The sequence below is a fragment of the Curvibacter gracilis ATCC BAA-807 genome (genome assembly GCF_000518645.1).
Taxonomy (GTDB): domain Bacteria; phylum Pseudomonadota; class Gammaproteobacteria; order Burkholderiales; family Burkholderiaceae_C; genus Curvibacter; species Curvibacter gracilis.
This window is the reverse complement of record NZ_JADZ01000043.1, coordinates 1-23,241: the sequence shown is the minus strand read 5'-3', so window position 1 is coordinate 23,241 and position 23,241 is coordinate 1. Positions and strand designations below refer to the sequence as shown.

19 protein-coding genes and 1 pseudogene are annotated in these 23,241 nt (G+C 60.3%); 14 read left to right on the top strand and 6 right to left on the bottom strand.

Annotated features, from left to right (window positions below; translation table 11 throughout):
- Positions 1–66 precede the first annotated feature (66 nt).
- The 6 genes from L880_RS0123820 to L880_RS35880 all read left to right on the top strand — a co-directional run bounded on the left by L880_RS0123820 (position 67) and on the right by L880_RS35880 (position 5,170).
- Entirely contained in the window at positions 67–864 is a 798-nt protein-coding gene (locus L880_RS0123820) for an SDR family NAD(P)-dependent oxidoreductase (RefSeq protein ID WP_051443558.1), read from the top strand.
- Between the two features lie 18 nt (positions 865–882).
- The gene (locus tag L880_RS0123815) at positions 883–1,764 is read left to right on the top strand and encodes a beta-keto acid cleavage family enzyme (RefSeq protein WP_027477797.1); all 882 of its coding nucleotides are present in this window, start codon (positions 883–885) and stop codon (positions 1,762–1,764) included.
- 232 nt (positions 1,765–1,996) lie between these two features.
- Positions 1,997–2,944 carry a quinone oxidoreductase family protein gene (locus tag L880_RS0123810; protein WP_245615337.1) on the top strand — a complete coding sequence of 316 codons (948 nt, stop codon included), beginning with the start codon at positions 1,997–1,999 and terminating at the stop codon, positions 2,942–2,944.
- Positions 2,945–3,005: 61 nt separating this feature from the next.
- Positions 3,006–3,374, top strand: a complete 369-nt coding sequence (locus L880_RS0123805) for a cupin domain-containing protein (RefSeq protein WP_027477795.1) — start codon at positions 3,006–3,008, stop codon at positions 3,372–3,374.
- A 303-nt stretch (positions 3,375–3,677) separates the two neighbouring features.
- Positions 3,678–4,091: a hypothetical protein gene (locus tag L880_RS35885; RefSeq protein WP_157463046.1), complete on the top strand. Its 414-nt coding sequence runs from the start codon at positions 3,678–3,680 to the stop codon at positions 4,089–4,091.
- A 362-nt stretch (positions 4,092–4,453) separates the two neighbouring features.
- A complete protein-coding gene (locus L880_RS35880; protein WP_157463045.1) occupies positions 4,454–5,170 on the top strand; it encodes a hypothetical protein in 717 nt (238 codons plus the stop codon).
- Positions 5,171–5,187: 17 nt separating this feature from the next.
- On the opposite strand, the gene L880_RS0123790 is transcribed toward L880_RS35880, so the two are convergent.
- From L880_RS0123790 to L880_RS0123780, 3 genes are all read right to left on the bottom strand, one after another.
- Positions 5,188–7,098, bottom strand: coding sequence for a sensor histidine kinase (locus L880_RS0123790; protein WP_169737802.1), 1,911 nt, complete (start codon positions 7,096–7,098; stop codon positions 5,188–5,190).
- A gap of 45 nt (positions 7,099–7,143) precedes the next feature.
- Complete coding sequence (locus L880_RS0123785) at positions 7,144–7,824, bottom strand: response regulator transcription factor (protein WP_169737801.1); 681 nt, start codon at positions 7,822–7,824, stop codon at positions 7,144–7,146.
- Between the two features lie 436 nt (positions 7,825–8,260).
- Positions 8,261–9,367, bottom strand: coding sequence for a helix-turn-helix transcriptional regulator (locus L880_RS0123780; RefSeq protein WP_027477791.1), 1,107 nt, complete (start codon positions 9,365–9,367; stop codon positions 8,261–8,263).
- Positions 9,368–10,098: 731 nt separating this feature from the next.
- Between L880_RS0123780 and L880_RS0123770 the strand changes: the two genes are divergently transcribed.
- On the top strand, positions 10,099–11,862 hold the full coding sequence (locus L880_RS0123770; RefSeq protein ID WP_027477789.1) for a methyl-accepting chemotaxis protein: 1,764 nt from the start codon (positions 10,099–10,101) through the stop codon (positions 11,860–11,862).
- Positions 11,863–11,938: 76 nt separating this feature from the next.
- On the top strand, positions 11,939–12,076 hold the full coding sequence (locus L880_RS35875) for a hypothetical protein (protein ID WP_157463044.1): 138 nt from the start codon (positions 11,939–11,941) through the stop codon (positions 12,074–12,076).
- A gap of 31 nt (positions 12,077–12,107) precedes the next feature.
- On the opposite strand, the gene L880_RS0123765 is transcribed toward L880_RS35875, so the two are convergent.
- Both L880_RS0123765 and L880_RS35870 read right to left on the bottom strand, forming a co-directional pair.
- Positions 12,108–14,063 (bottom strand): gamma-glutamyltransferase family protein, encoded by a 1,956-nt coding sequence (locus L880_RS0123765; protein WP_027477788.1) that lies wholly within the window; start codon positions 14,061–14,063, stop codon positions 12,108–12,110.
- A gap of 246 nt (positions 14,064–14,309) precedes the next feature.
- A complete protein-coding gene (locus tag L880_RS35870; protein ID WP_157463043.1) occupies positions 14,310–15,332 on the bottom strand; it encodes an SLATT domain-containing protein in 1,023 nt (340 codons plus the stop codon).
- A gap of 230 nt (positions 15,333–15,562) precedes the next feature.
- Between L880_RS35870 and L880_RS0123755 the strand changes: the two genes are divergently transcribed.
- On the top strand, positions 15,563–16,456 hold the full coding sequence (locus L880_RS0123755) for an amino acid ABC transporter substrate-binding protein (RefSeq protein ID WP_051443566.1): 894 nt from the start codon (positions 15,563–15,565) through the stop codon (positions 16,454–16,456).
- Positions 16,457–16,495: 39 nt separating this feature from the next.
- Here the strand turns inward: L880_RS0123755 and L880_RS33360 are convergent.
- Positions 16,496–16,966, bottom strand: a pseudogene (locus L880_RS33360) (Rid family detoxifying hydrolase).
- 403 nt (positions 16,967–17,369) lie between these two features.
- Here L880_RS33360 and L880_RS0123745 point away from each other — a divergent pair.
- The 5 genes from L880_RS0123745 to L880_RS0123725 form a co-directional block, all read left to right on the top strand.
- Complete coding sequence (locus L880_RS0123745; RefSeq protein ID WP_027477785.1) at positions 17,370–17,870, top strand: hypothetical protein; 501 nt, start codon at positions 17,370–17,372, stop codon at positions 17,868–17,870.
- Positions 17,871–17,943: 73 nt separating this feature from the next.
- Complete coding sequence (locus L880_RS0123740) at positions 17,944–19,431, top strand: O-antigen ligase family protein (RefSeq protein WP_084461610.1); 1,488 nt, start codon at positions 17,944–17,946, stop codon at positions 19,429–19,431.
- Positions 19,428–21,368, top strand: a complete 1,941-nt coding sequence (locus L880_RS0123735) for a bifunctional diguanylate cyclase/phosphodiesterase (protein WP_027477783.1) — start codon at positions 19,428–19,430, stop codon at positions 21,366–21,368. The genes L880_RS0123740 and L880_RS0123735 overlap by 4 nt, the downstream gene beginning before the upstream one ends.
- Before the next feature lie 26 nt (positions 21,369–21,394).
- The gene (gene galE, locus L880_RS0123730) at positions 21,395–22,432 is read left to right on the top strand and encodes a UDP-glucose 4-epimerase GalE (protein WP_027477782.1); all 1,038 of its coding nucleotides are present in this window, start codon (positions 21,395–21,397) and stop codon (positions 22,430–22,432) included.
- A gap of 99 nt (positions 22,433–22,531) precedes the next feature.
- On the top strand, positions 22,532–23,241 hold a 710-nt coding region (locus tag L880_RS0123725), incomplete at its 3' end, for a GDP-L-fucose synthase family protein (protein ID WP_027477781.1).

The following is a 23,241-nucleotide window of genomic DNA, read 5'->3' as shown; positions in this document are numbered from 1 at the left end:
CGGGGGGCGGTGTGTGCGGCTTCTTTTGTGCCACTTTTTTGTTCTTGTTTTCCGGAGAAGTTTTTCATGGAACATGCTGAATTCAAGCCCATGCAGAGCCTGGCAGGGCGCCACGTGGTGATTGCCGGGGGCACCGGCGCGATTGGCCTGGCCACGGCCGCGCGCCTGGCTCAATTGGGGGCCCGCTGTGCCTTGCTGTACCTGCCCACCCCCGGCCAGCCGCTGCTCAGCGACCCGGCCCGGCTCAAGGCCGCCGAGCAGGCTGCCGCCTTGCCCGGTCACGGCCATGTGGTGGTGCCCGCGCAGATCACCAGCCAGGCCTCGCTGCGGGAGGCCTCCGAAGAGGTCAAGGCCTTGTTGGGGTCGGTGCATGTGCTGGTGAACAGCGCGGGCTACACCCGTGCCGTGCCCACGGCCGACCTCGAGAGCCTGAGCGATGAGTTCATCGACGAGATGCTGCAGGTGAACTTCAGGGGCGTGGTGGCCACCATCCGGGCCTTTGTGCCGCTGCTGCAGGCCACGGGCGACGGCTTGATCGTCAACATTTCGTCGATTGCCGCCTTCACCGGCGTGGGCAGCAACCTGGCGTATGTGGCAGCCAAGGCCGGCATTGATGTGGTGGGCGATGCTTTGGCCCGTGCGCTGGCGCCGCAGATCCGGGTGGTGTCGGTGTCGCCCGGGGTGATCGACACGGGCTTTGTGCCTGGGCGGGCCGACGATTTCAACCGCAAGGCCTCGGCCAGCCTGCCCCTGCGGCGCGTGGGCACGGCCGACGATGTGGCGGCTGCGGTGGAGGCTTGCGCCACCACGCTGCGCTACACCACGGGTGGGCGCATCGTGGTGGATGGCGGGCGTCATCTGTGACCGGCAGAGGGGTTCAACATGCGCAAGACCTTTCTGACCTGTGCCATCACGGGCAACCTGACGCGGCCTGAACAGTCGCCGTATCTTCCGATCACACCAAGCCAGATCGCTGAGGCCAGCCTGGATGCGGCTGAAGCCGGGGCTGCAGCCGTGCACATCCATGTGCGTGACCCGGCCACCGGTCGGCCCTCGATGGAACTGGGCTTGTACCGAGAGGTGGTGGAGCTGATCCGGCAGCAGCACAAAAGCCTGGTGATCAACCTGACCACCGGCCCCGGCGGGCGCTTTGTGCCGGGCCTGGTGCAGCCGCGCGAGGCCGGCCCCGGCACCACGCTGTTGCCGCCGCTGGAGCGCGTGCGCCACATCGAGCTGATTCGGCCCGACATCTGCACCCTGGACTTGAACACCATGAACTCAGGGGAGGAAGTGGTGATCAACACCCCGCGCACGGTGCAGGTGATGGCCGAGGCGATCCGCGCCTGCGGGGTGATGCCCGAGCTGGAGATATTTGACTCGGGCGACCTGCACCTGGCCACCGATCTGATGGCCCGCGGGGTGCTGCAGGGGCCGGGGCTGTGGTCCTTTGTGCTGGGGGTGAGGTTTGGCTTTGCAGCCACCCCGGCGACGCTGATGTATGCCCGAAGTCTGTTGCCTGCGGGTGCCGTGTGGTCAGCCTTCGGCATTGGCCGGCATGAGTTTCCGATGCTGGCCCAGACCTATTTGCTGGAGGGCCATCTTCGCGTGGGCATGGAAGACAACCTTTACCTGGCCAAGGGCGAGCTGGCCTTCAGCAACGCCGAGTTGGTGAAAAAGGCCCGTGGGATGGTGAGCGACCTGGGGGGCCGCCTGGCCAGCCCCCAGGAGATGCGCACGGCGCTGGGTTTGCGGCCGGTGGGCTGAGGCCACCATGCCTCGGGGCGAAGGCATCACAGGCCGCCCGTCGTTCAACTTTTCAATGTTTTGGTTTGGGCGGGCCGCGGGTCTCGGCATGTTGTCTATGCCCCTGCCGCCTGTTCATCACAAGGAGCTTTTCATGAGAAACAACACGATAGTCAAAGCGCAAACACGGTCTTCGTCGGATTGGGCAGTGGGCCCCAGAGAGGACCAACTGGCCCTGCGGTTGAAGGCTGCGGTGAGCAGCCCGGAGCTGCTTCAATTCAAGCTCAGTGAAGGGGCACCGCCCCGGGCCAGCTCGGGGTGGGCCGTGGTTCGGGTGTGCAGTGCCGCCGTCAACCCCAGCGACGTGAAGGCGGCGCTGGGCTTGATGCCGCATGTGTGCTGGCCGCGCACGCCGGGGCGCGATTACGCGGGCGTGGTGGTGGATGGCCCCAGTGAATGGCTGAGCCGCGAGGTCTGGGGCTCGGGCGGTGATCTTGGCATGAGCGTCGATGGCAGCCACGCGCGCTATCTGCGCGTGCCGGTGGCCTCGTTACAGGCCAAGCCGACACACCTGAGCATGGATGAGGCCGGTGCGGTGGGCGTGCCCTTTGTCACGGCCTTGACCGGCCTGAGCCGGGCCGGGGGGCTGCCCCAAGCAGGGCAGGTGGTGCTGGTCTTGGGGGCCAATGGCAAGGTAGGCCAGGCGGCCGTGCAGATCGCGGCCCGCTGTGGGGCCCGCGTGTTGGCCGTGCAACGCCCTGAAGGGCTCTTGCCAGGGTGGACCCCGCCGGGCGTGCAAGTGCTGCAGCCGCACAAGCTGGTGGACGCGGTGCGTGAGCTCACACAGGGGCGGGGCGCCGACGTGGTGTTCAACACGGTGGGCAGCCCTTACTTTGCCGCGGCCAATCAGGCCATGGGCCTGGGGGCCTGGCAGATCTTGATTGCCACTCAGGACCGCGCCGTGCCTTTTGACATTTTTCAGTTTTACCGGGGTCAACACCGCTATGTGGGCATCGATACCTTGGCCTTGAGCAGCCAAAGCAGTGGCGAGGCGCTGGCCCAGTTGCAAGAGGGCTTTGAGGCCCGTGAACTGAGGCCCTTTGCCGTGGACCCAGAGGCCAGATACCCGCTGAAAGAGGCGCGCACCGCCTACTTGCGCGTGCTGGCCGGAGCCCCTGAGCGCATTGTGCTGAAGCCTTGAGGCACTTGCCTTGCACCTTGACTTGCCGAAGCTGAACCACCCACATCGTCAAAGGCCCACCATGAACCTGACCCGCTTCAACCAGGCTCCGACCTACCATCCGCCCCACCACGAAGGCATGAAGTGCTTGCGCTTGCAGGGCCACGAGGCGGGCGCCGTACAGGCCCAGCCCGCCCTGTGGCTGGGCCTGTCGATCCTGGCACCCGGCGGCCATACGGCGCTTGATGCCTCAGCGCTTGAAAAGCACTATGTGGTGCTGCAAGGCACCGTGACCCTGATCACTGAAACCCAGGGCCAACGCCTGGAGACCCAACTGCACCCCCTCGATTCCGTGGCCATCGCCCCTCACGAATCGAGGCAGTTGTACAACCACAGCCCCCATGAGGCGCGGGTGCTGCTGGCAATGCCGATGCCGGCGAGGGGCGGGTGAGCCATAGGCATTGCACTGATCAACACGCGCTGTGTGTTGGGCCGAGCTTGGGGGACTGATCGAACAGGCCACGCGCAGCAAGCGCAATGGGCTGTTGCTGATGGCAGGGCGGCTGGTGTTGGCGGTGGGGGAGGGGGGGCTGAGCAGCGCCCTGACGAGCCTCTCTTGGCACTTGGCAGGGGCTGCGCTCTGATTTTGCCCTGTGGGCGGGCTTGCCGGGCTCAGACAGCGCTTCAAGCGGTGGCGCCGTCAAGATCCGTTGGCACCAGGGAGCCAGTTGATCGGGCTTGGGCGCAGATGGACATGCCGAAAGGACACTTTCTGATCGCTTATTTGGATGTATTTGATTTTTCAATGACATGCTCATGTGATGTGCTTGTATCTAGAAAGTTACAAAAATACCAATCACTTGCTCAGGGCTGCGCTGGGTCTTCAAGCGCTGATAAATCGAATCAGGAGTTCAAATCGTGCAGAATCATTTTTCTTGGTGGTCCATGGCTGCGGTCATCAGCTGTCTGGCAGCCTGTGGTGGTGGAAGCTCAAGCGATTCCGGTACAAGCAGCAGTGCAGGGGTTGGAAATTCTGGTGGCACTGCTGCTGCAAGCACTTGCAATTATCCTGATAAGTTCACAGCCAAGGAGCGAGGGATTGCAAACTCTTGCGGTATTCAAGTATCTGGCAATTTTGCGCAAGCGGACTCGGGTCTTGCTCAAGTGATTGCGGCATGTCAGATGGGTAAGAAAGCAGAGGCAGATGCCTATTATTCAGGCACCTACACTCAAATGGTCAATTATGCGCGGCAAGTCGCTGAATCTTTGTCATGTGGGGCTGGTACTGGCATTTCTCTACCGGATCAGAGCAAGGCAAGCTATTACAACTTTTGTGTTACCAGCACTACCAGCGGTGGGTCGATTCGGTACACCGGTAGTTGCTCAGGTCCGTTTAAATATGATGAGAGCTCTTGCCCTAGCGGATCTGGCACTGCCAAGTATGTCTTCATCAAGCAGTACAGCGATATGAACGCCTGCAAGGCGGGCAGGGATAATTGGTTGAGCAGTCATTGAACAGCTGCGTTAGATATGGCGAAGTGGCATACTTTTTTGGGCATTGCCGGGGTGGCTGTCAGTGCTGGGCTGCTTTTTATTTATTCAATGACATGGCAGCCAGCGAGCGGAGTCGTTGTTGCGAAAGAAAATAGATTGCCTGGCAACTCAGTTGTTGGCGAATTCCGGGATTCAGTAGTGCCTTCTGTCGGCGGCAATGGCTTGAAATCTGATTATCAGAATGCTGCAGCGGAAGAGTTTCATCCCACAATCAACAAAGAATGGTTGGAAAATCACGGATTCAAATCTGGTCAAGACACGGATAAACTGCGAGCGTTGCTCAACGGGCAAACTGAATTGAAACCGCCGGCAGCGCTGCATTCGATTGGCATTTCACCCAGTAGCGATGCGCAAGCGATAGACAGCAAGCCAAGCCTCTTGGCGCAGCAACGCTACCTTCATGCCAGCCTGCCCAGCGAATGGTTGGCAGGGAGTGATTCAGTGATCGTTCGTTGGCGTCGAGTGAGCGATGGCGTGGTCATGGAGTTGTCAGCCCAGTCGACCCCTGATGGTTCAAGTGCATCCATGCCGATATGGATGTTCCGGTCAACGGATTGGCCATTGGGCAGCTATCGGCTTGAAATCATTCGCCCCGACCCCGCTCTTGAGCAAATTGCCGCCGGAGATTTCACCATCACCAATGACTCGAATGCGGTCAGCCCGGTATCTTTTTCAGTTGAAAGCAGCAATTGAGATTCGGCCTGCGTCGATCAGGCCAGGTGGGGTGCCGCCACGCGCGTGGCGGCACCACTGAGCAGAGATTGGTTGATCAATCGAAGAGTCAGGGTGGTGCCCTGCGGCCCTGATTGGATGTCGAGATGGGCACCCATTTTGTCGGCGCGATACAGCATGATGCCCATGCCTTTGCCTCGGCTCTGGGTGCCTTTGCTTTCAGGCGGTGGCCAGACAAAGCCCGGCCCAGCGTCTTTCAAGGTCAGGGTCACGCCGGATCTGTCGGGGTCCGTGAATGGGTGGGCCGTGAATTCGATGCGGTGGTTCTTGGCATATTTGATGGAGTTGTCAAAGGCCTCCAGCAACAGCATTTGCAGGTGCAGTGCTTGCTGACTGCTCCAATGGTTGAAGGTGGGCAGGGCATCCACTTGCCAACGCAGTTGAACGCCTACGGCTTCGATGCGGGGTGTCAGTCGGTAACGTACCGAGGCGATGATGGACTCCAGGTTGCCGTCGCTTTCCTCCAGGGCGTCCACCGTCAGTTTGAGTTGCTCGAGGGTCTTGCGCAGCTGGGGCACCATGTCTGAGCTGTTGGCTCCTTGCTGTTGCGCCATGTCTAGCGTGCTGCTGAGTTGGCTGCCAACGCTGTCGTGCAGGTCGTGAATCAGCCGCAGGCGCTCTTGGGCGGCGCCGTCGATCAGATGCTGGCGGTTGGACGCGGCAAAGGCTTCAACCAGTTCTGCGGGCCGATGCGGCAGTGGTTGCTGCAATACCTGGGCGGCGGTGTTGAGCATGAGGTGAGCATGCGCAATGCGGTCGAGCATCGATCTTGCGAAGCTGATGCCGACAATGACCCAGACCAGCCGCAACAGATTGATCTGTTCATAGGCATTTTTGGAGAGGGTGAAGATGGCGACGTCAACCATGACAAGCACCATGACAACGGTGAAGGTGGCCAGAACATGGATGGAACGCTTGTCTTTCGATTCGGCAATGGCCCGCGCATTCAGGTAGGCCAGGTGTGCCAGGGCGGCGATGGTTGGCAGCAGCAAGATGACCATCAGGTATCTGTTGGTGTTCAGACTGCAAAGAATGACCGAGGCCGCCGCAATCGGCATCAGGTGGCGGCCATTGGCCAACTTGGATTCGGCTTTGGTGGGTTGCAGGCTGTACAGGTAGACGCACAGGCAGGCACTGCCGAGGAACACGGGCATGACGAATGTCAGCGTCTGCCAGAGCCATGCATTCAGCGGCGGGTTGGTGATGATCATCCGGGACGACAGGATGGCCCAGCACAGTTCTGAAATGCCGTAATGCAGAATGCTGGCCTCCCGCTGTTTGGCCCACAGCGCGAGAGCAAACAGGGCGAGCAGGGCACTGATGGTGGCGGCGATCCAACGTGATTCGATGTCCCAGAATTGACGGCGCTGGTAGGTGGGGCGCAGTTCAGAGGCCTGCCCGAGCATCACGCGCGACAGGCCTGCATTGGTCATCTGCTCGGCCGACAGGGTGATCGTCAGGTGCAGGCTGTCTGCCTGTAGGAAAGGCGGAATCCTGAGAAATCGGGGGCCGCTGGCATGCGCCGTGCCACCCGGCTCATCGATCAAGTCGGCTTCAAGGTCATGTCCATTGAGGTTGATGACATGCTGGTTGCCGATGCGAGGTATGTAGATGCTGTCGATCAGTCGGTCGTGGTTGTCGGTGGGCCCCAACTCAAAGACGGCGGTTCCGCTTTGGCCGGGTTCAGCGAAATCCCAGTAGTAAGGCAGGGTGACTGATTTCCGGGCACGCTCCTGATTCTTGTATTGAATGCTGAGGGTTGCCGTGTTCAGGGTGATGGTGTTTTGCGCCTGGGCCAAATGGGGCCCCAGCAGCAGCATCACCAGGGTCAATAGCCAGGGAAGGCCGTTGAAATGCGTGGCGGCGCTGGCGCTGACCTTCAAGAACATCAGCGCATAGGTGGCGGTGGGGCGTGCCATGTCGGGCCTGAGGGGTCAGCTGTCGGGACGAAGCAATTGCGCGGGAAGCCAGCCCATCTTGGCGGCTTCAAAAACGGCTTCACCGCGGCTGCGAACAGCCAGCTTCTGGTAGATCTGCTTGATGTAGGTTCGCACGGTGTTGAGTGATATGGCCAGGTGCCCTGATATCTCCTGGTACGAATAGCCACGGGCAATCAGGTTCAGAACCTCTGCCTCGCGCCCGCTGAGGTTGGATTCGTCGGGGCTGGGGCACACAGTTGTTGCTGGGCTTGGCTGGGATGGGCCTTTTTGCTGGCGCAACAAAGACAATAACTTTCGGCCGATACGTGGGCTGATGGGTGAGCCGCCTTGGCGCAGTTCAGAAATGAAGCGAGGGATGTCGGGATGGAACGCGTCTTTCAGGATGTAGCCCTGGGCGCCCGCTTCCAGGCAGCGGATGATGTTGGCGTCATCGCTGAAACTGGTGATGACCAGGATCTCGCAGAGGGGGTTGAGCTGTTTGCAGAGTGAGATCAGCTCGATCCCATGCCCATCGGGAAGGCCCAGGTCGAGAAGCAGAATATCGGGGGGGCTGGTTTGAAGGGCCTGCCGACTGGGCTGGATTCGATCAAAGCTGCCAACGCATCGAAGGTCCGCCTGGCCGTTGATGGCATCTTCCATATAGCGCCTGATGCCGGGGTCGTCTTCGACAACCATGATTTTCAAAGCTGGGGGGTGGGTACTTGGCGTGGCCATTTCAAATGCTTTATTTCAAGGCGTGTTGGGTTTCCAACTGGAGGTCAGAACTCCCCGTTCACGAACTCCAGCGGGCGATTCGGGGCCGACGTGGGCAGTGGCTACCCAAGCTGGCACCGCTAAGAATCGCTGGCAGGCTTCTGCGGCGGATGTCCAGGATTTGCCGAAGTGGCTTTTGCTTGATTCTTGGCATTCCTGCTGATTGGGCATCGTCAAGATTGAGGATGGACATGGGGTAATTTCTGGCGTGGGTTCGGGCTGCTTGCCGACGAGCTTGCGACCTGACGGCGGGTGAGCGTCCCCCCAGGTCTGTTGTGAGGCCAAGCCATACTGGCCGGGGCTGGTCAGGCTTTTTCACAGCGGTGACGGCTCTCAATGCCACGCTTGTGGAGCCGGGTCAGTTTTTGCTGCGGGTGAGGTGCAACAGGCTGATGAGGCGAACCAGGTCGGCTTGGCGCCTGAGGCCCATCTTGTTGTAGATGGATCTGATTTGGGTGCGGATGGTCGTGATGCTGACCCCAAAAACATCGCTGCACTCTTGGGGTGTCAACCCTTCTGAACCGAGCGCGACGCAGACGCGGGCTTCCGATAATGTCAATTTGAAAAGCTCAGTGAGCAACTCATTCAAGGACGCTGGAATGATCTCTGGGTCATCCAAAATCAGCATGCAAAGTGGGCGTTGAAATACCTTGTTGAATTCGCTGTCGGGTGCCAGAGGTAATGAAATAACCCGTAATGGTTTTCTGTCATTGCCTCGATTGAGCGATTTCTCGAAGGGGCGGCTGGAGAATTTCAAAGAAATAAATCCACTGTTGCTTGAGGCCCATAGATGATTTTTCTCAAGCTTTAAAATGGATTCGTGCCGAATGATCTGTTGGGCAGCCTGGCTGGCCAAGATGACGTGGCTTTTTTCATCAATCAACAGGATCGGGGTGGTAACTGCATCCAGTGACATGCTCTCAATCATGACCTCCTGGCGCATCACCTTGATCTTTTGCATGATCTGATGAGCCCGATTGAAGTGTGGGGCCAGGCAGTTGATCAGTCTGATTTCGTGATCGCTGAAGTTTTTTCGGCCGGCTACCCTCTGAATATTGAATGATCCGGCCAGCCCCGTTTCATTGTGCAAGGGGAGCGCGATAATGGAGTGGATGCGATTGAGTCGATAGAATTCTTGAAACCAGACACTGTTTCGAATGAAGTCGTTGTCTACCTCGCTTCTGTCGTGCACCACATTTTTGGCTGAATTTCGCATGATTTCGCCATGAAATGGATCGAATGCAGCGTAGTCTTTGTTGTATGAATCCAGAACGGATAAATCCAGGTTTTTGGACTGTACGATCTTTGGGGCCGATTCATCGATCAGAACATAACTGCCACTGTCGGCCTTTGCCAATTGAGTCAGGTTAGACAAGACGCCTACCCAACTGTCTTCGCGCAATATGGCTTCGTAGGCGCTCCCTATGGTCGAACTGATCAGCTCAATTTCCTCAATGTGCTGCATGAGTTTCCTCCCTCGCTTGCAGTTACTCAGACCGACGAGGCGCCTTTGATAATTTTTAGGAATGAGTCATTGGAATTGTAGGCGCTATGTTACTAAAGGTAACCATACCTGGCAGGCGTGTCAACGTACGGAAGGTCGGCATCCGGTGGGGGCGGGCGAGTTTGTTTGGAACGTGGCGCAGATGCGACTGATGACCCCAGTCCGCCCAGGCGCTCAGGCACAAGCGCGGGTGCAGGTGCTCCGGTTTGAACTGGGTCCGCTCGAACCGCGATGTGGGTTTGTACTTCGCCAACCAGCAGGGCATGCCGTATTGGGGCCAGAGTCCAGGCTGACCGGCAGGCACGAAGCGAGCTTGCTGCAACGGGGTTGTTTGGTGCCGAGGTTGTTGTGCTCTCTAGCTTGTCCATTGTCCCGAGCCGTTCAAGTGCTGCTGCCATCGCGCTGGTCCCGGCCGCCTTCACGGCGAAGGCGGGCAGTGTGCTGGATCGCATCAAGGTCGAGGGGCATCTGGTGTTGGCGCTCCGCAATGCATCCATCCCATTCTCTTAGCGCGTGGGGTGAACTCTGAGTTTGAGCAAAGTTGTCTTCTGTTCCGATGATTTTTGATGGTTTCTTGAAATAGTCCGCTGGTATTTGAAAAATAATCTTAATGCCGCCTTCATGAAGGCCGAATACAACATGTGTTGGGCCTTTATGCAGAGGCCGGCATTAATGAAATTTTGGAAACTATCATGAGCATTTTTCAGCATCTCTCGGTGGCCAAGCGCCTGGCTGTCGGATTCGCGGTTGTTCTGTTGCTGTCGATTGCCGTGATCGGGCTCAGCATCTATCGCTTGAGCGCCCTGGCGGACGCGGCCGATGAGATGGTGAAGATTCCCATCAAGGCCGAACGCCTGGTGAGTGACTGGTCGCGCAATCTTCATGTGGGCATCACGCGCACTGCGGCCGTGGCGCGCAGCAGCGATCCCGCTTTGGCGACTTTCTTTGCTGAGGATGCCAAAGCTTCGTCTACTCGCTCAGGGGAGCTGCAGAAGGCCGTCGAAGCCATGCTGGTCCGCGACTCCGACAAGGCGATCTTTCGCGAGATCGGCGAGTTGAGGTCGCTGTACCTGAAGAACCGCGACGGCGTCGTGGCGTTGAAGAAGGAGGGCAAGACTGACGAGGCCAATGTGCTGCTTGAAAAGCAGTTTCTGCCCGATGCGAAGCGGTATGCGGGCAAGATGGACGAGTTGCTGCTCACACAACGTGAACAGGTTGACCTGCTGAGTCAGGCCATTGAGGCCAATCGGCAGAGCAGCAGGCAATTCTTGATTGTGTTGGGCGTGTTGAGCCTGGCGCTTGGCACGGTGGTTTGCTGGCTTCTGGCTCAGTCGGTGACGGTGCCGCTGAAGCAGGCATCACAATTGGCCCGGCGCGTTGCCGATGGCGACCTGGCCGCTGAGGTGCCAGCCCACGGTACGGACGAACTCGGCGAATTGATGGATGCGCTGGCCCTGATGCAGGGCAATCTGGCCAAGGTGGTGCAGAACGTGCGCGAGAGTTCCGATCAGGTTTCGAGTGCCAGTGAAGAAATTGCACAGGGCAACCATGACCTGAGCGCCCGAACCGAACACCAGGCCAGTTCTCTGGAACAAACGGCAGCGAGCATGGAAGAGCTCAGCTCCACCGTCAGGCTCAATGCCGACAACGCGCGGCAGGCCAACCAGATGGCCATGGCTGCGTCCGAAATTGCATCCAAAGGCGGCGAGGTGGTGGGCCAGGTCGTGGACACCATGAAGGGCATTCAGGACGCGAGCCGAAAGATCAGCGAAATCATCAGCGTGATCGACAGCATTGCGTTTCAGACCAATATCCTGGCTTTGAATGCTGCGGTCGAAGCGGCGCGGGCCGGTGAGCAAGGGCGTGGATTTGCCGTTGTCGCCGCCGAGGTGCGAAGCCTGGCCAGCCGCAGCGCAGATGCGGCCAAAGAGATCAAGACGCTCATCAACGCCAGTGTGGAGCGTGTCGAACAAGGCACCGTGCAGGTGGACCAGGCGGGTGAGACCATGAACGAGGTGGTCAGCAGCATCCGGCGGGTCACCGACATCATGGGCGAGATCAGTGCGGCCAGCCAGGAGCAGACGGCCGGAGTGGCCCAGGTGGGTGAAGCGGTCACGTCCATCGACGAGGCCACTCAGCAAAATGCCGCGTTGGTTGAGGAAATGGCGGCGGCAGCCAGCAGCCTGCGCAACCAGGCGCATGACCTGGTGCAGGCAGTGTCCGTCTTCAGGCTGTCAGCCCATGAGCAAAGTGGCGGCGCGCGCGTGTCCCGAGAAGCTGCAGGCGTCCGTCAGCCCGCCGTGCGCAAGCCGGTGGCCCGGGCCCACAGCGCAGGCAGTCTGCAAGCCAAGGCCCAGAGCAGTCCCTTGCCAAAGGCCGCGAGCTTGAAGATTGCATCGGCGCCTGCCACCTCAACGAACAAGGCCGAGCGTGACGACAACTGGGAGTCTTTTTGAGGTCACAGGCCTCGAGGGGGAGGGGCGCGGTGCTGGGGCGCTTCTCTGAAGTTGGGGCTCTGGCACAGAAACCGTGATGGCCGATCTGCTGATCCGTCAGGGTGACGGGTTGATGAGGTGCCACGCGGAAAAACGGCGCACTGCCTGGGCAGTGCGCCGTTTGTTCATCAAATCCCAAGGCAAGCCGCCAATCAACGGCCTGGGGTACTTATGAGTGGTCTTGAGGCGCCATCAAGACGGGCGCGTCACAGCGCCCCGTCGCCCAGCACAATGCCCTCGCGGCGGGGGTCTACACCGCCTTGAAGCTTGGTCTGGCCGTTGACGTTGACTCGCATGATGGTGGAAACACCGCTGGACTGTGCGCCGTTGTTCACGGTGTGGCCCTTGGCCTTGAGGCCGCTGATCAGCGCCGTGAGGTCGAGCGTGGTGTTGGCGCCGTCCACGTTGGTGGTGGCGCTGTTGGTGGCGCCAATGTTCACCAGCGAGGTGGCCTGCTGGGCATCGAGACCCCAGTCCAGTGCGCCGACCACGGTCTTGAGCACGTACTGGATGATGGTGCCGCCGCCAGGCGAGCCGGTGGCCATCACAAAGTCGCCAGGGGCTGTGCCCTTGAACACCAGCGTGGGCGCCATCGTGCTGCGCGGCCGCTTGCCCGGGGCCACGCGGTTGGCCACCAGCACGCCCGCACTGTCGGTGGGCAGGGCAGAGAAGTCGGTGAGCTGGTTGGTCAGCAGAAAGCCGCCCACCATGTGGAACGAGCCCATGCTGGATTCGACGGTCGAGGTCATGGAGACCACGTTGCCGTAGGCATCGACGATGGAGAAGTGCGTGGTGCCCTGCTCCACGGTCTTGTCTACACCCAGTGGAATGTCGCCCAGGTTGCCCGCGCTTGCCGTGCCCATGGAGTTGCCACTGGCGTTGATCAGCGCTGCTCGTTGCTTGAGGTAGGTTTTGTCGATCATCGACGACACGCCTTTGCCGGGCAGCGGGATGAAGTCGGTGTCGGCCACATACTTGTCGCGGTCGGCGTAGGCCAGGCGCTCGGCTTCAGACACCAGGTGCACGCCCATCACGCTCGGCACGCCGCCTTCGTTGCTGGGGTTGCTGGGGCCGTATTGGGAGAGGTCGAAGTTCTCCAGAATGCCCAGTGATTGAGCGATGGCGATGCCGCCCGACGAGGGGGGCGCCATGGTGCAGATGTAGTAGCTGCTGCGGTACGTTGTGCACACAGGCTCGCGCTTCTTTGCCTGGTAGGCCTTGAGGTCGGCCACCGTCATCAGGCTGGGGGTGATGGGCGTCTTGGCAGCATCGTCGCCCACCGATTGAGCCGCCTTGGCCACGATGGCTTCGGCAATGGCACCAGAGTACAAAGCGTCTGCGCCGCCTGTGGCAAGGGTTCGGAGTGACTGGGCATAAGGCAGGTTGGTGGTGACGCTGCCGCTGGTCTTGGGCGTGCCGTCGGCATTGAAAAATGCGGCCACGGCATTGGCATCCAGCCGCAGGCTGGCTGCGTTGGCGGCAATCGCATCGCCCATGCGGGTGGGGATCTTGTAGCCATTGGTGGCCAGGTTGACGCCTTCATCAAACAACTGGCCCCAGGCCAGATTGCCGTGCTCCTTGTGGGCCATGTCCAGCATGCGCATCACGCCGGGTACGCCGATGGAGCGGCCACTGCGCCGCGCACTGGGCACGGGCGCCGGGGACGTGGCGTCAGCCTGGTTCTGGCGCGCCAGGTAATAGCCTGTGGCGGCTGCCGGGGCAGTTTCGCGACCATCGTAGGCAACAACTTGCTTGGTGGTCGCGTCGTAGTACACCATGAAGGCACTGCCCGCAATGGTGCTGGACTGGGGTTCGACCAAGCCCAGCACGGCTTGCACGGCCACCGCCGCATCCACCGCGGTGCCACCCGCCTTGAGCACATCGCAGCCGGCCTTGGTGGCCAAAGGGGTGTTGGCCACCACCATGTATTTGCTGGATGTCTTGGCCTTGTAGCCCAGCCGGTAGCCCGAGGCGGCCTCGGGGGCCGCAGGATCACCCGCCAGCCCGGAACCTACTGTGACAGGTGCGCCTGTACTGGAGACCACCGAGCAGCTCTGGCTGTTGTAGTCGACGATCAGGCTCGAGTCGGAGCCCCCACACCCATACAGCGTCAAGGCCACGGCCACGGGCGAAAGCGCCCAAAGCCATACTGTTTTTTTCATTCCGGATCCTCGCTTTACAAATAAGTGGGCAGCTTCGCGCTGCGAAAATCATCTAAAGCAATCACTGTGCTAGCTTGGCCTGCCGGACGAATCAAGAGAAACCCGGGGGGAGTAGTTTTGTTGAAGGCCCAGCCGCCTCAGGCAGCAAGATCTGTCTTTGTTGTGGTTCTTCTCGGCCAGGGATGTCGCGAGCTTGGGCAGGGCCTCTGGGGTCGAGGGATTGCTCTTGCCCGATTCAGATAGGGATCAAGGTGCCTTTGGATGCGCCTGCGCTTTCTTGTCCGCAATCACGCTGTGGCTTTTATTGATCATCTGCTGGTATTTTTGCAGTTCACCTGTGATGGTTTCACCCCAGTGCTGGGTTTCCTTGAGGGCCATATTGTGCAAAGTGCTGGCGTAGGCATTGAGCAGTTCAAAGGCTTCGTCAACGTTCAATGGGGTGCTTTGGTTTGTCATTAGAAATTGGCACCAATTGATTCTGCTGGCGACGATGAGTTTTTCAATTTCAAGCTGGGTGGTCACAAAGCGAATATGGCCTTCGGTGCCTGCAAAGAGAGAATTCGCAGCCAGAGCACTGGCGGCACAGGCCAGCAATGCGTATCCGTAGGGGCTCAGCATACCGAACACATTGGGCACGCTTGTTGATAGAAGGGGTGAAACAATGCCCAGGGTCCCGAACATCCAACCGGCAAACCGGGTGATGGTTGAGATGGTGGACCGGGTCAGCCTGCGCCGGTAGTAGTAATTCAGCTCTGCTTCGGCTAATTTATCGACCGCATCGAACAGCATCTTCAAAGAGGCCCGTTGTTCCTGTAAACCATTCAGTTTTTCCAGGGTTTGGCGAAATTGAGCGATCTTTTCTGGGTTTTCAGGTGGTTTCCTGAAATTGAATGACTCCAGCATGGTGTACTCCGGTTGGTGGTGGCTCAATTGAGTGCCTGATGTGTTCAGAGTGAAAGTGCCACTGGCATCAGGCTTCGTGTCAACAGCAAAATAGCGGTGTGAAGCCGCAGCACGAAAAAATGCCGAATCAAAACCACCAACTTTCATTCCGTGGGGTTGGGGTGAGGACTGAATTTCGGAGAGTTTGGGGCGACTATTGGCTGTCGCTGGCGGCTTGTTACTAACGGTAACTTTGCCTGAACTGCATGTCAATGAATTGATGCTCGATCCGAGTTGCTGCCCGATCAGCCAGCAAGGCTTTGCCGCTTTGGTGTCGGCGTGGCTCTTTGAGTGGCTCAGTTTTGGCGGGTGAGCGACGCTCGCCATCCGGCAACAAACGGTGTCTTATGATTCCTTCCGCACAGGCGCTCAACAAGAAGCGTCGGCGCGGCTACCAGGGGCTCCCTTGGCAGCCGTTTGATCAGGGATGAAAGTCTCCACTCCGCCAACCTGCAAGGTTGCATCTCGCTGGCCTGGGTACAGACCGTGGCTGACGGGCATGAACCCTGCTTGCACAGGCGGGGTTGTTTGTTGCCGAGGTTGCTGTGCGCTCCAAGATGTCCATTGCTCTGAACCGTTCGAGTGCCGCTGCCGTGGTGCTGGCCTTTGCCACCTTCACGGCCCAGGCCGGCGGCGTGTTGGATCGAATCAAAGCCGGGGGGCACCTGGTGCTGGCGCACCGCGATGCGTCGATTCCGTTTTCTTACCTCGATGCCGATGGCAAACCGGTGGGTTATGCGATGGATTTGTGCCAACGGTTGGCGGATGTGATTCGCAAGAAGACCGGTGCGCGCGACATGCAGATCGATTACGTGAAGGTGACGGCGGCTGACCGCATGGATGTGATTGCCCAGGGCAAGGCCGACATGGAGTGCGGCTCGACCACCAACAATGCTGAACGCCGCGAGAAGGTGGCGTTCACGGTGCCTCACTTCATCGTGGGGGCACGCATGCTGGTGCGGGCCAACAGCACGGTCACGCGGCTGGAAGACCTGTCGGGCAAGACGGTGGTGTCCACCCGGGGCACGACGCCACTCAAGGTGATGGACCAACTGAACCGCCAACACCTGCTGAACCTGAAAATCACCGAGGCGGCCGACCACCAGCAGGCGTTGCAGATGGTGGTACAGGGCAAGGCCGATGCCTTTGTGATGGACGATGTGCTGCTGTTTGGCCTGGTGGCCAGCAGCCCCAAGCCGGACGATTTGAAGGTGGTGGGGCGCTACCTGACCACCGAACCCCTGGCGATCATGTTGCCCAAGGGGGACGTGGCGCTGAAGCAGTTGGTGGATGAGGAGATGAAGCGCCTGATCATGAGCCGCGACATCTACCCCATGTATGAGCGCTGGTTCATGCGCCCGATTCCGCCCGGCAATGTGTCGCTGAACCTGCCGGTGAGCTATTTGCTGAAAGACTTCTGGAAGTACCCGACGGACCAGGTGCCGTTTTGAGGTCTGTTCCCCTCGCCATGGTGTTTTGGGCGCCCTGACTTATTTGACGGCGATGAACTCGATCTCAACCTTGGCGCCACGGGGCAAGGCGCCTGCCTGGATGGTGGAGCGGGCAGGGGGCACCGGAACGCCGCTGAAGAAGCTGCCTTAGACGCCGTTCATATCGGCAAAGTCTTGGATGTCAGCCAGAAACACGGTGGATTTGACAACGTGGCTGAAATCCAGCCCGGCCTCTTGCAGCAGCTTGCCGAGGTTTTCCATCGCCTGTTTGGTTTCGGCCTTCGCGCCACCGGCCACCAGGGTGTTGGTTGTGGGATCGGCACCAACCTGGCCCGACAGAAACACCAGGCGCCCGACGACCACCCCGGGTGAATAAGGGCCTGCGGGCTTGGTCACGCCCACCAGGGCGGTTCGGGGCTCGGCCGGGTCGGCCAGGGCTGGAGCGCTGACCCCCAGGCTGAGGCTGGTGAGTGCCAAGGTCAACGCGATCTGAAGCTGGATTTGCCGCATGAAATCCACCGCTAAAGATGGGTTTTCAAATGTTAATGGGGCCGTTGGTTTGGTGCTTACCTCAATTGAGTGAGGTCTCAGGGGGGGGCTGTGCACGGTGGCGCCAGGTCGTGGCCGATGGGTTGGGGCAGGTTGTTGGGTTGCTGGGCGGTACCCTTGGTGCTCAAGCTCGGGTGGATTGGAAGGCTGGGCACAATTTGAATTTGAGTAACGGCTTTATTTGTCGTGTTCGGATATGGATATTGACAATCTGAAGGTTGTGCACCATTTTGGGTGAGCCTCCGGCAACTAAATCAATTTAGTCATTTATGCTGAATTGCTGCTTTGCACAAAAAATAGTTGTTACACGAAGATCTGTTTGCTAAGATCTGCGCACTTCAATCTTTTTCACAGAGAGGTCAACATGAACAGCTTCACCAAGAAGAGCATGGTCGCACTGGGCATCGCGGCCCTTGCATTTGCTGCCAACGCTCAATTTACAGCCGGCGCAGGTAGCGAAGACTTGGCCCAGCAAGTCAAGTCTGCGCTGACGACAGGTCAATCTCTTGATGCGATTGTGCAAGCAGCCATCGCCGCTGGTGTGTCGCCTGCCGCATTGGCTGCCGAGCTTGTCCGCAATGGTCAGTCCGCGACTGAAGTGACCACCGCAGTGTTGACCGTGTCCCCGAAAGATGCCAACTCGGTGGTGGCTACGCTGACTTTGGCCGCTGATGGCGCTGAGAAGGCTGCCATCATTGCTGCTGCCAAGAAGGTCAAGGGCGTTGATGTTGCCTCTCTCGACACCGCAACGGGTGCCGGTGGTGGCGCTGGCACCGGTGGTGGTGGCGGTGGCGGTAGCAGTTTCGGCACGGCGGCTGGGTCCAGCTTCGGCGGCGGCGGCGGTGGCAGTGCAAGCCGCAGCTGATTGACTGCGTAAGGAACCCCGAAATGGCAGCTTCGTGCTGCCATTTTTTTTAGTCAGCCGGTTCGGATCAGGGATGGCGCGAATCAAAAGAAGCACAAATCACGGGGTGCGCAGCAGCCGTCAAGGCGGCACCACCGTTGTCAGGGATGGATGGATTTTTGGTGGCCTGATCGCCTTGTTGCTTTGGGCGCCTCTGCCTTTGGGCAGCAACCGCACCTTTGCTGTCGGCATTCTGGTGCTTTGGGTGGTCTTGCTTTCGCTCGGGGCTGTGTGGGCTTGGCGGCATCAGGCTGACCAGGCTTTTCAACGCCTATACAGTTTTCGGTGGCCTCTTGGGGTGCTGGTGCTGTTTGTCTTGCTCGTGTGGTTTCAGACCTTGGAATTGCCTGCGGCATGGCTGCAGTTCATTTCACCTGAAACCTGGCGGGTGCAGGAAGGGGTGGCGCCGCCCCGTATCTCGCTGGATGTGTTCCAGACCCGCATTTATGCGGCGCTTTCAACCGGGTACCTGTTCGCTTTCATGCTGGTGTTGCTGACGGTGCGTGACCGAGCTCGCCTGGATAAGTTGGCGATGGCCTTGGTGGTTGCGGGCGTGGTGCAGGCGGTGATCGGCGTGATGCTGTTCTCGGCCGGGGCGCATTACCAGATCTATTTCTTCGAGGTGATTCACGATCGCGTGAAAGGCACGTTCGGCTACCACAACCATTTTGCGGGTTATATGGAGCTGTGCCTGTCCGTGGGGGTGGGGCTGATGCTGGCGCGCCTGGGTAATGAGGGGCCGCAAGGATCGGGCTGGAAGCACCGGCTGACCGGCATAATGCAGTTTGTGCTCAGCCCCAAGATGCGGCTGCGCCTGCTGCTGGTGGTGATGGTGATTGCCCTGGTGCTCACACGTTCGCGCATGGGCAACGCCGGCTTTTTTGCTGCGTTGTTGGTGGTGGGGCTGATCACCTTGGCGCTCACCCGGCGGTCCGCGCCGGCCATGGTCACGCTGATCATCAGCCTGATCATTGTGGACGTGGTGGTGGTGGGCTCGTGGGTGGGCCTGGACAAGGTGGTGCACCGGGTTCAAGAGACGGCGGTGACCAACGAGGCTGGCGGTGCTGAAGAGTCGATTGAAGCGCGCCAGGATGCGGCCAGACATGCGCTGGATCTGGCCCGGGCATTTCCGGTCTTCGGCACTGGCGGGGGCACTTTCTATACGGCCTATATCCGTTATCGCACCCCCAGGCCTCTTTATTTTGACCACGCTCACAATGATTATGTGGAGCTGGCTTGTGATTATGGTCTGGTGGGTTTGGGGATATTGGGCACCTTTGTGTTGATGACCTTTGCTGTGTCGGCACGTGCCATGGCGCGGAGGCGCACCTCGCTGCCGCGGGGGATTGCCTTTGGCGTGATGATGGCGATCACGGCCCTGGCCATTCACAGCTGGGTTGATTTCAATCTGCAATTGCCGGCCAATGTGCTCACCCTGATGGTGATCATGGCCATGGGGTGGGTGGCGCATGCGCTGCCCTCGGGGCGACATCATTCGGGTGACGAAGGGGGGCAGGCATGACTTTGCGTCGTCAGATTCTGGCTGTGATTTCGCTGGTGTTTCTGGGCATTTTGGTGGGCTTGCTGGTGTTCAGTGTGCGTGGAACGCGCGACTACCTGGAGCAGCAGTTGGCTTCGCACGCCCAGGACGCGGCCACTGCCCTGTCGCTGCCGTTGGCCCAGTCGTTGGGGCGCGACGACCTGGTGCTGGCCGAACTGAATGTGGCCAGCGTGTTCGACCGTGGATTTTTCAAGCGCATCGTGGTCACCGATGCCAAGGGCAAGGTACTGGTAGAGCGCGAACTGCCCGAGAAGGTGGCCGAGGTGCCGCAATGGTTCACTCATGCGTTTGCGCTGTCGTCACCAGGGGGCGAGGCCTTTGTGTCGTCGGGCTGGCGCCAGTTGGGCAAGGTGATTGTGCAAAGCCAGCCCGAGTACGCCTACCAATACCTCTGGAAGTCGGCGCGCGAAGTGGCCTTGTGGATTTTGCTGGCCTACGTGGTGGCGCTGTTCCTGTCGCACCTGCTGCTGCAGATCATCCTGAACCCGCTGTATGCCATCGAGCGCTCGGCCCGTGCCATCCAGGAACGGCGTTTTGAGCAGATCGTGACCCAGCCGGCCGCCCGCGAACTGGCGCGCGTGGTGCGCGCCATGAACGACATGGCGAGGCGTATTGCCGAAATCCTGGACGCCGAGACGGCCAAGGTGGAGCGCTTTCGCAAACAGGTCTTGCACGATGAACTGACAGGCTTGGACAACCGCCGCAGTTTCGACCTGCATCTGGGCGAGTTGCTGTCGGGGCCTGAGCCCCATATCCATGGGGTGTTGGTGGGGCTGGAGTTGAACGGCCTCAAAGACCTGAACACCGGCGGCGGGTATTTGCGTGGCAATGCCTTGCTTCAGTCTGTGGCTCGCATCAGTGGCGAGGTCCTTCAGAGCCATGCGCGAATTTCAGCGCGACTCAGTGGGGTCAGCTTCGGCTTTGTGCTGATCGATGTGGATTTTGAAGAAGGCCGCCAATTGGCGCAGCAGTGTTTGTCGAAGCTGCAAGAGGTGTTGGCTGATGTGGAAGATGCCGGCGTGTCGTGCAGCATGGGAGCCGTGCCCTTCAGCCCTGGTGAGCAGAAAAGTCACCTGATGGCGCGGCTGGATCTGGCGATCGAGGCGGCGCGACAGCAGGGCCGCAACTCACTGATTGCAAGCAGCCAACTTGACACTGGGCTTGACACTCTGGGCTCTGAGCGTTGGCGCGCGTTGATCCAGCACGCGCTGAATGACAACCGTTGGCGCTTGCTGGCCCAGCCGGTGGTGTTTCTGGAAGACCGGCGTCTGTTGCACCAGGAGTTGATGGTGCGTTTGCTGGACGAGCAAAATGGCCTGGTGCCGGCGGCCAGCTTTGTGCCCATGGCCATGCGCCACAAGCTGATGCCCGAGGTGGACCGGGCGGTGGTGTTGCTGGCCGTGGCGCGCCTGCGTGGTCATGGTGCGCCCGCCATGCCGATGGCGATCAACGTGTCCCTGCAAAGCGTGCGGCAGCGCAGTTTTGTGGACTGGCTGCGGGGGGTGTTGCGCGAGCAGGGCCCGCAGGCCCAGTTGCTGTCGTTTGAGCTGACCTGCTTTGGTTGCTCGCAAGACATCGAGGCAGCGCGGGCCTTCGCATCGATGGTGCGGGAGCAGGGCGCGCGCTTTGGTATCGACCGCCTGGGCCTGGATGCGCTTTCCACCCGTGTGCTGCGCCAGGTGCCTCCCGATTACGTGAAGCTCGACAGCGCCTTGATCCATGAGGTGGATGGCGAAGAGGTGTCGGGCGACTGGGTCAATGCGATTGCTGCCCTGGCGCGTTCGATGGACGTGCAGATCGTGGCGCAGGGCATTGAGTCTGAGATGGACGCGCGACGCCTGGTGGGCATCTACGACGCGGGGCAAGGCTATTTCTTTGGCAAGCCCGAGCCAGTGTGATTCAATAAGACGACAGGGAAGAGATCATGATTTTGTTGACGGGAGGCGCTGGCTACATCGCCAGCCACACGGGCGTGGCCCTGGCCCTGGCGGGCATTCCCTATGTGGTGCTCGACAATTTTTGCAACAGCGTTCCTGCTGTGCTGGAGCGCATGCACGAGGTGGGCGGGCTCAAGCCCACGCTGGTCCAGGGCGATGTGCGCGATGCCGCCACGCTGGACGCGCTGTTTGCACGCTACCCGATCCAGGGTGTGGTCCATTTCGCGGGCCTCAAGGCGGTGGGTGAGTCGGTGGCTGAGCCGGCCCTGTATTACGACAACAATGTGGCGGGCTCGGTGACCCTGATCCGGGCCATGCAGCGGGCAGGGGTGAAGACCCTGGTGTTTTCATCGTCGGCCACGGTGTATGGCAACAGCGATGCCTCGCCGCTGCCCGAGTCGGCACCGTTGGCGCCGATCAACCCCTACGGCCAGAGCAAGCTGATGGTCGAATATATCTTGCGCGATGTGGCGGCCGCCAACCCCGACTGGCGGGTGGCCTGCCTGCGCTACTTCAATCCGGTGGGGGCTCACAGCAGTGGCCTGCTGGGCGAAGACCCGCGTGGTGTGCCGGGCAACCTGATGCCCTTCATCGGGCAGGTGGCGGTGGGGCGTCGCCCTGCGCTGAGTGTGTTCGGCAGCGACTACCCGACACCGGACGGCACCGGGGTGCGTGACTACATCCATGTGATGGACCTGGCCGATGGCCACCTGGCGGCCTTGCGTTACCTGCAGGGCGAGTTGACGGGCCGCAACTGCCTGATGGCGAACCTGGGCACCGGGCAGGGCATCTCGGTGCTGCAGATGGTGCAGGCTTTTGAGCAGTACACCGGGCAGAAGGTGCCCTACCAGGTGGCGCCACGCCGGGCCGGTGACCTGGCCAGCTACTACGCCGACCCCAGCCTGGCCAACCGGGTACTGGGCTGGAAGGCCCAACGTGGTCTGAAGGAAATGTGCGAAGACAGTTGGCGTTGGCAGCATCGCAACCCGATGGGCTATGGTCAGAGCGAGGCCATGAAGGCCTGATCCGCATGACCTGGTTCTCGGGGTACGATTCGGAATTGCCGGCGTGCCCATGGTCTGACGCAGGCGTGGTTGTGACCTGAGGCGCAAGGCCTGCTTGATATGAGTTCAAACAATAAAATCTATGTGGCGGGCCACCGAGGCCTGGTGGGCTCGGCCCTGGTGAGGCGGCTGCAGGCTCAGGGCGATGCGGTGCTGGCCCGCACGCACGCCGAGCTGGACTTGACCCAGGCCGATCAGGTGGAAGCCTTTTTTGCTGCCGAGAAGCCCACCCAGGTGTACCTGGCCGCGGCCAAGGTGGGCGGCATTGTGGCCAACAACAGCTACCCCGGTGAGTTCATCCGCGACAACCTGGCCATCCAGACCAACGTGATCCACGCGGCCTGGCGCCACGGCGTGCAGCGCCTGCTGTTTTTGGGCAGCAGCTGCATCTACCCGCGCGAGTGCCCACAGCCCATGCGCGAAGAGCATTTGCTGACCGGCCCGCTGGAGCCCACCAACCGGCCCTACGCGCTGGCCAAGATTGCCGGCATTGAAATGTGCTCGGCCTACAACCGCCAGTACGGCACGCGCTTTCTGGCGGCGATGCCCACCAACCTGTACGGCCCGGGCGACAACTACCACCTGCAAAACAGCCACGTGCTGCCGGCGCTGATCCGCAAGTTTCACGAAGCCAAGCAGCGTGGTGACGCCACGGTACCTGCCTGGGGCACGGGCACGCCGCTGCGCGAGTTTTTGTACAGCGACGACATGGCCGACGCGTGCGTGTACCTGATGAACCTGAGCGACGAGCGCTTTGACAGCCTGCTGTC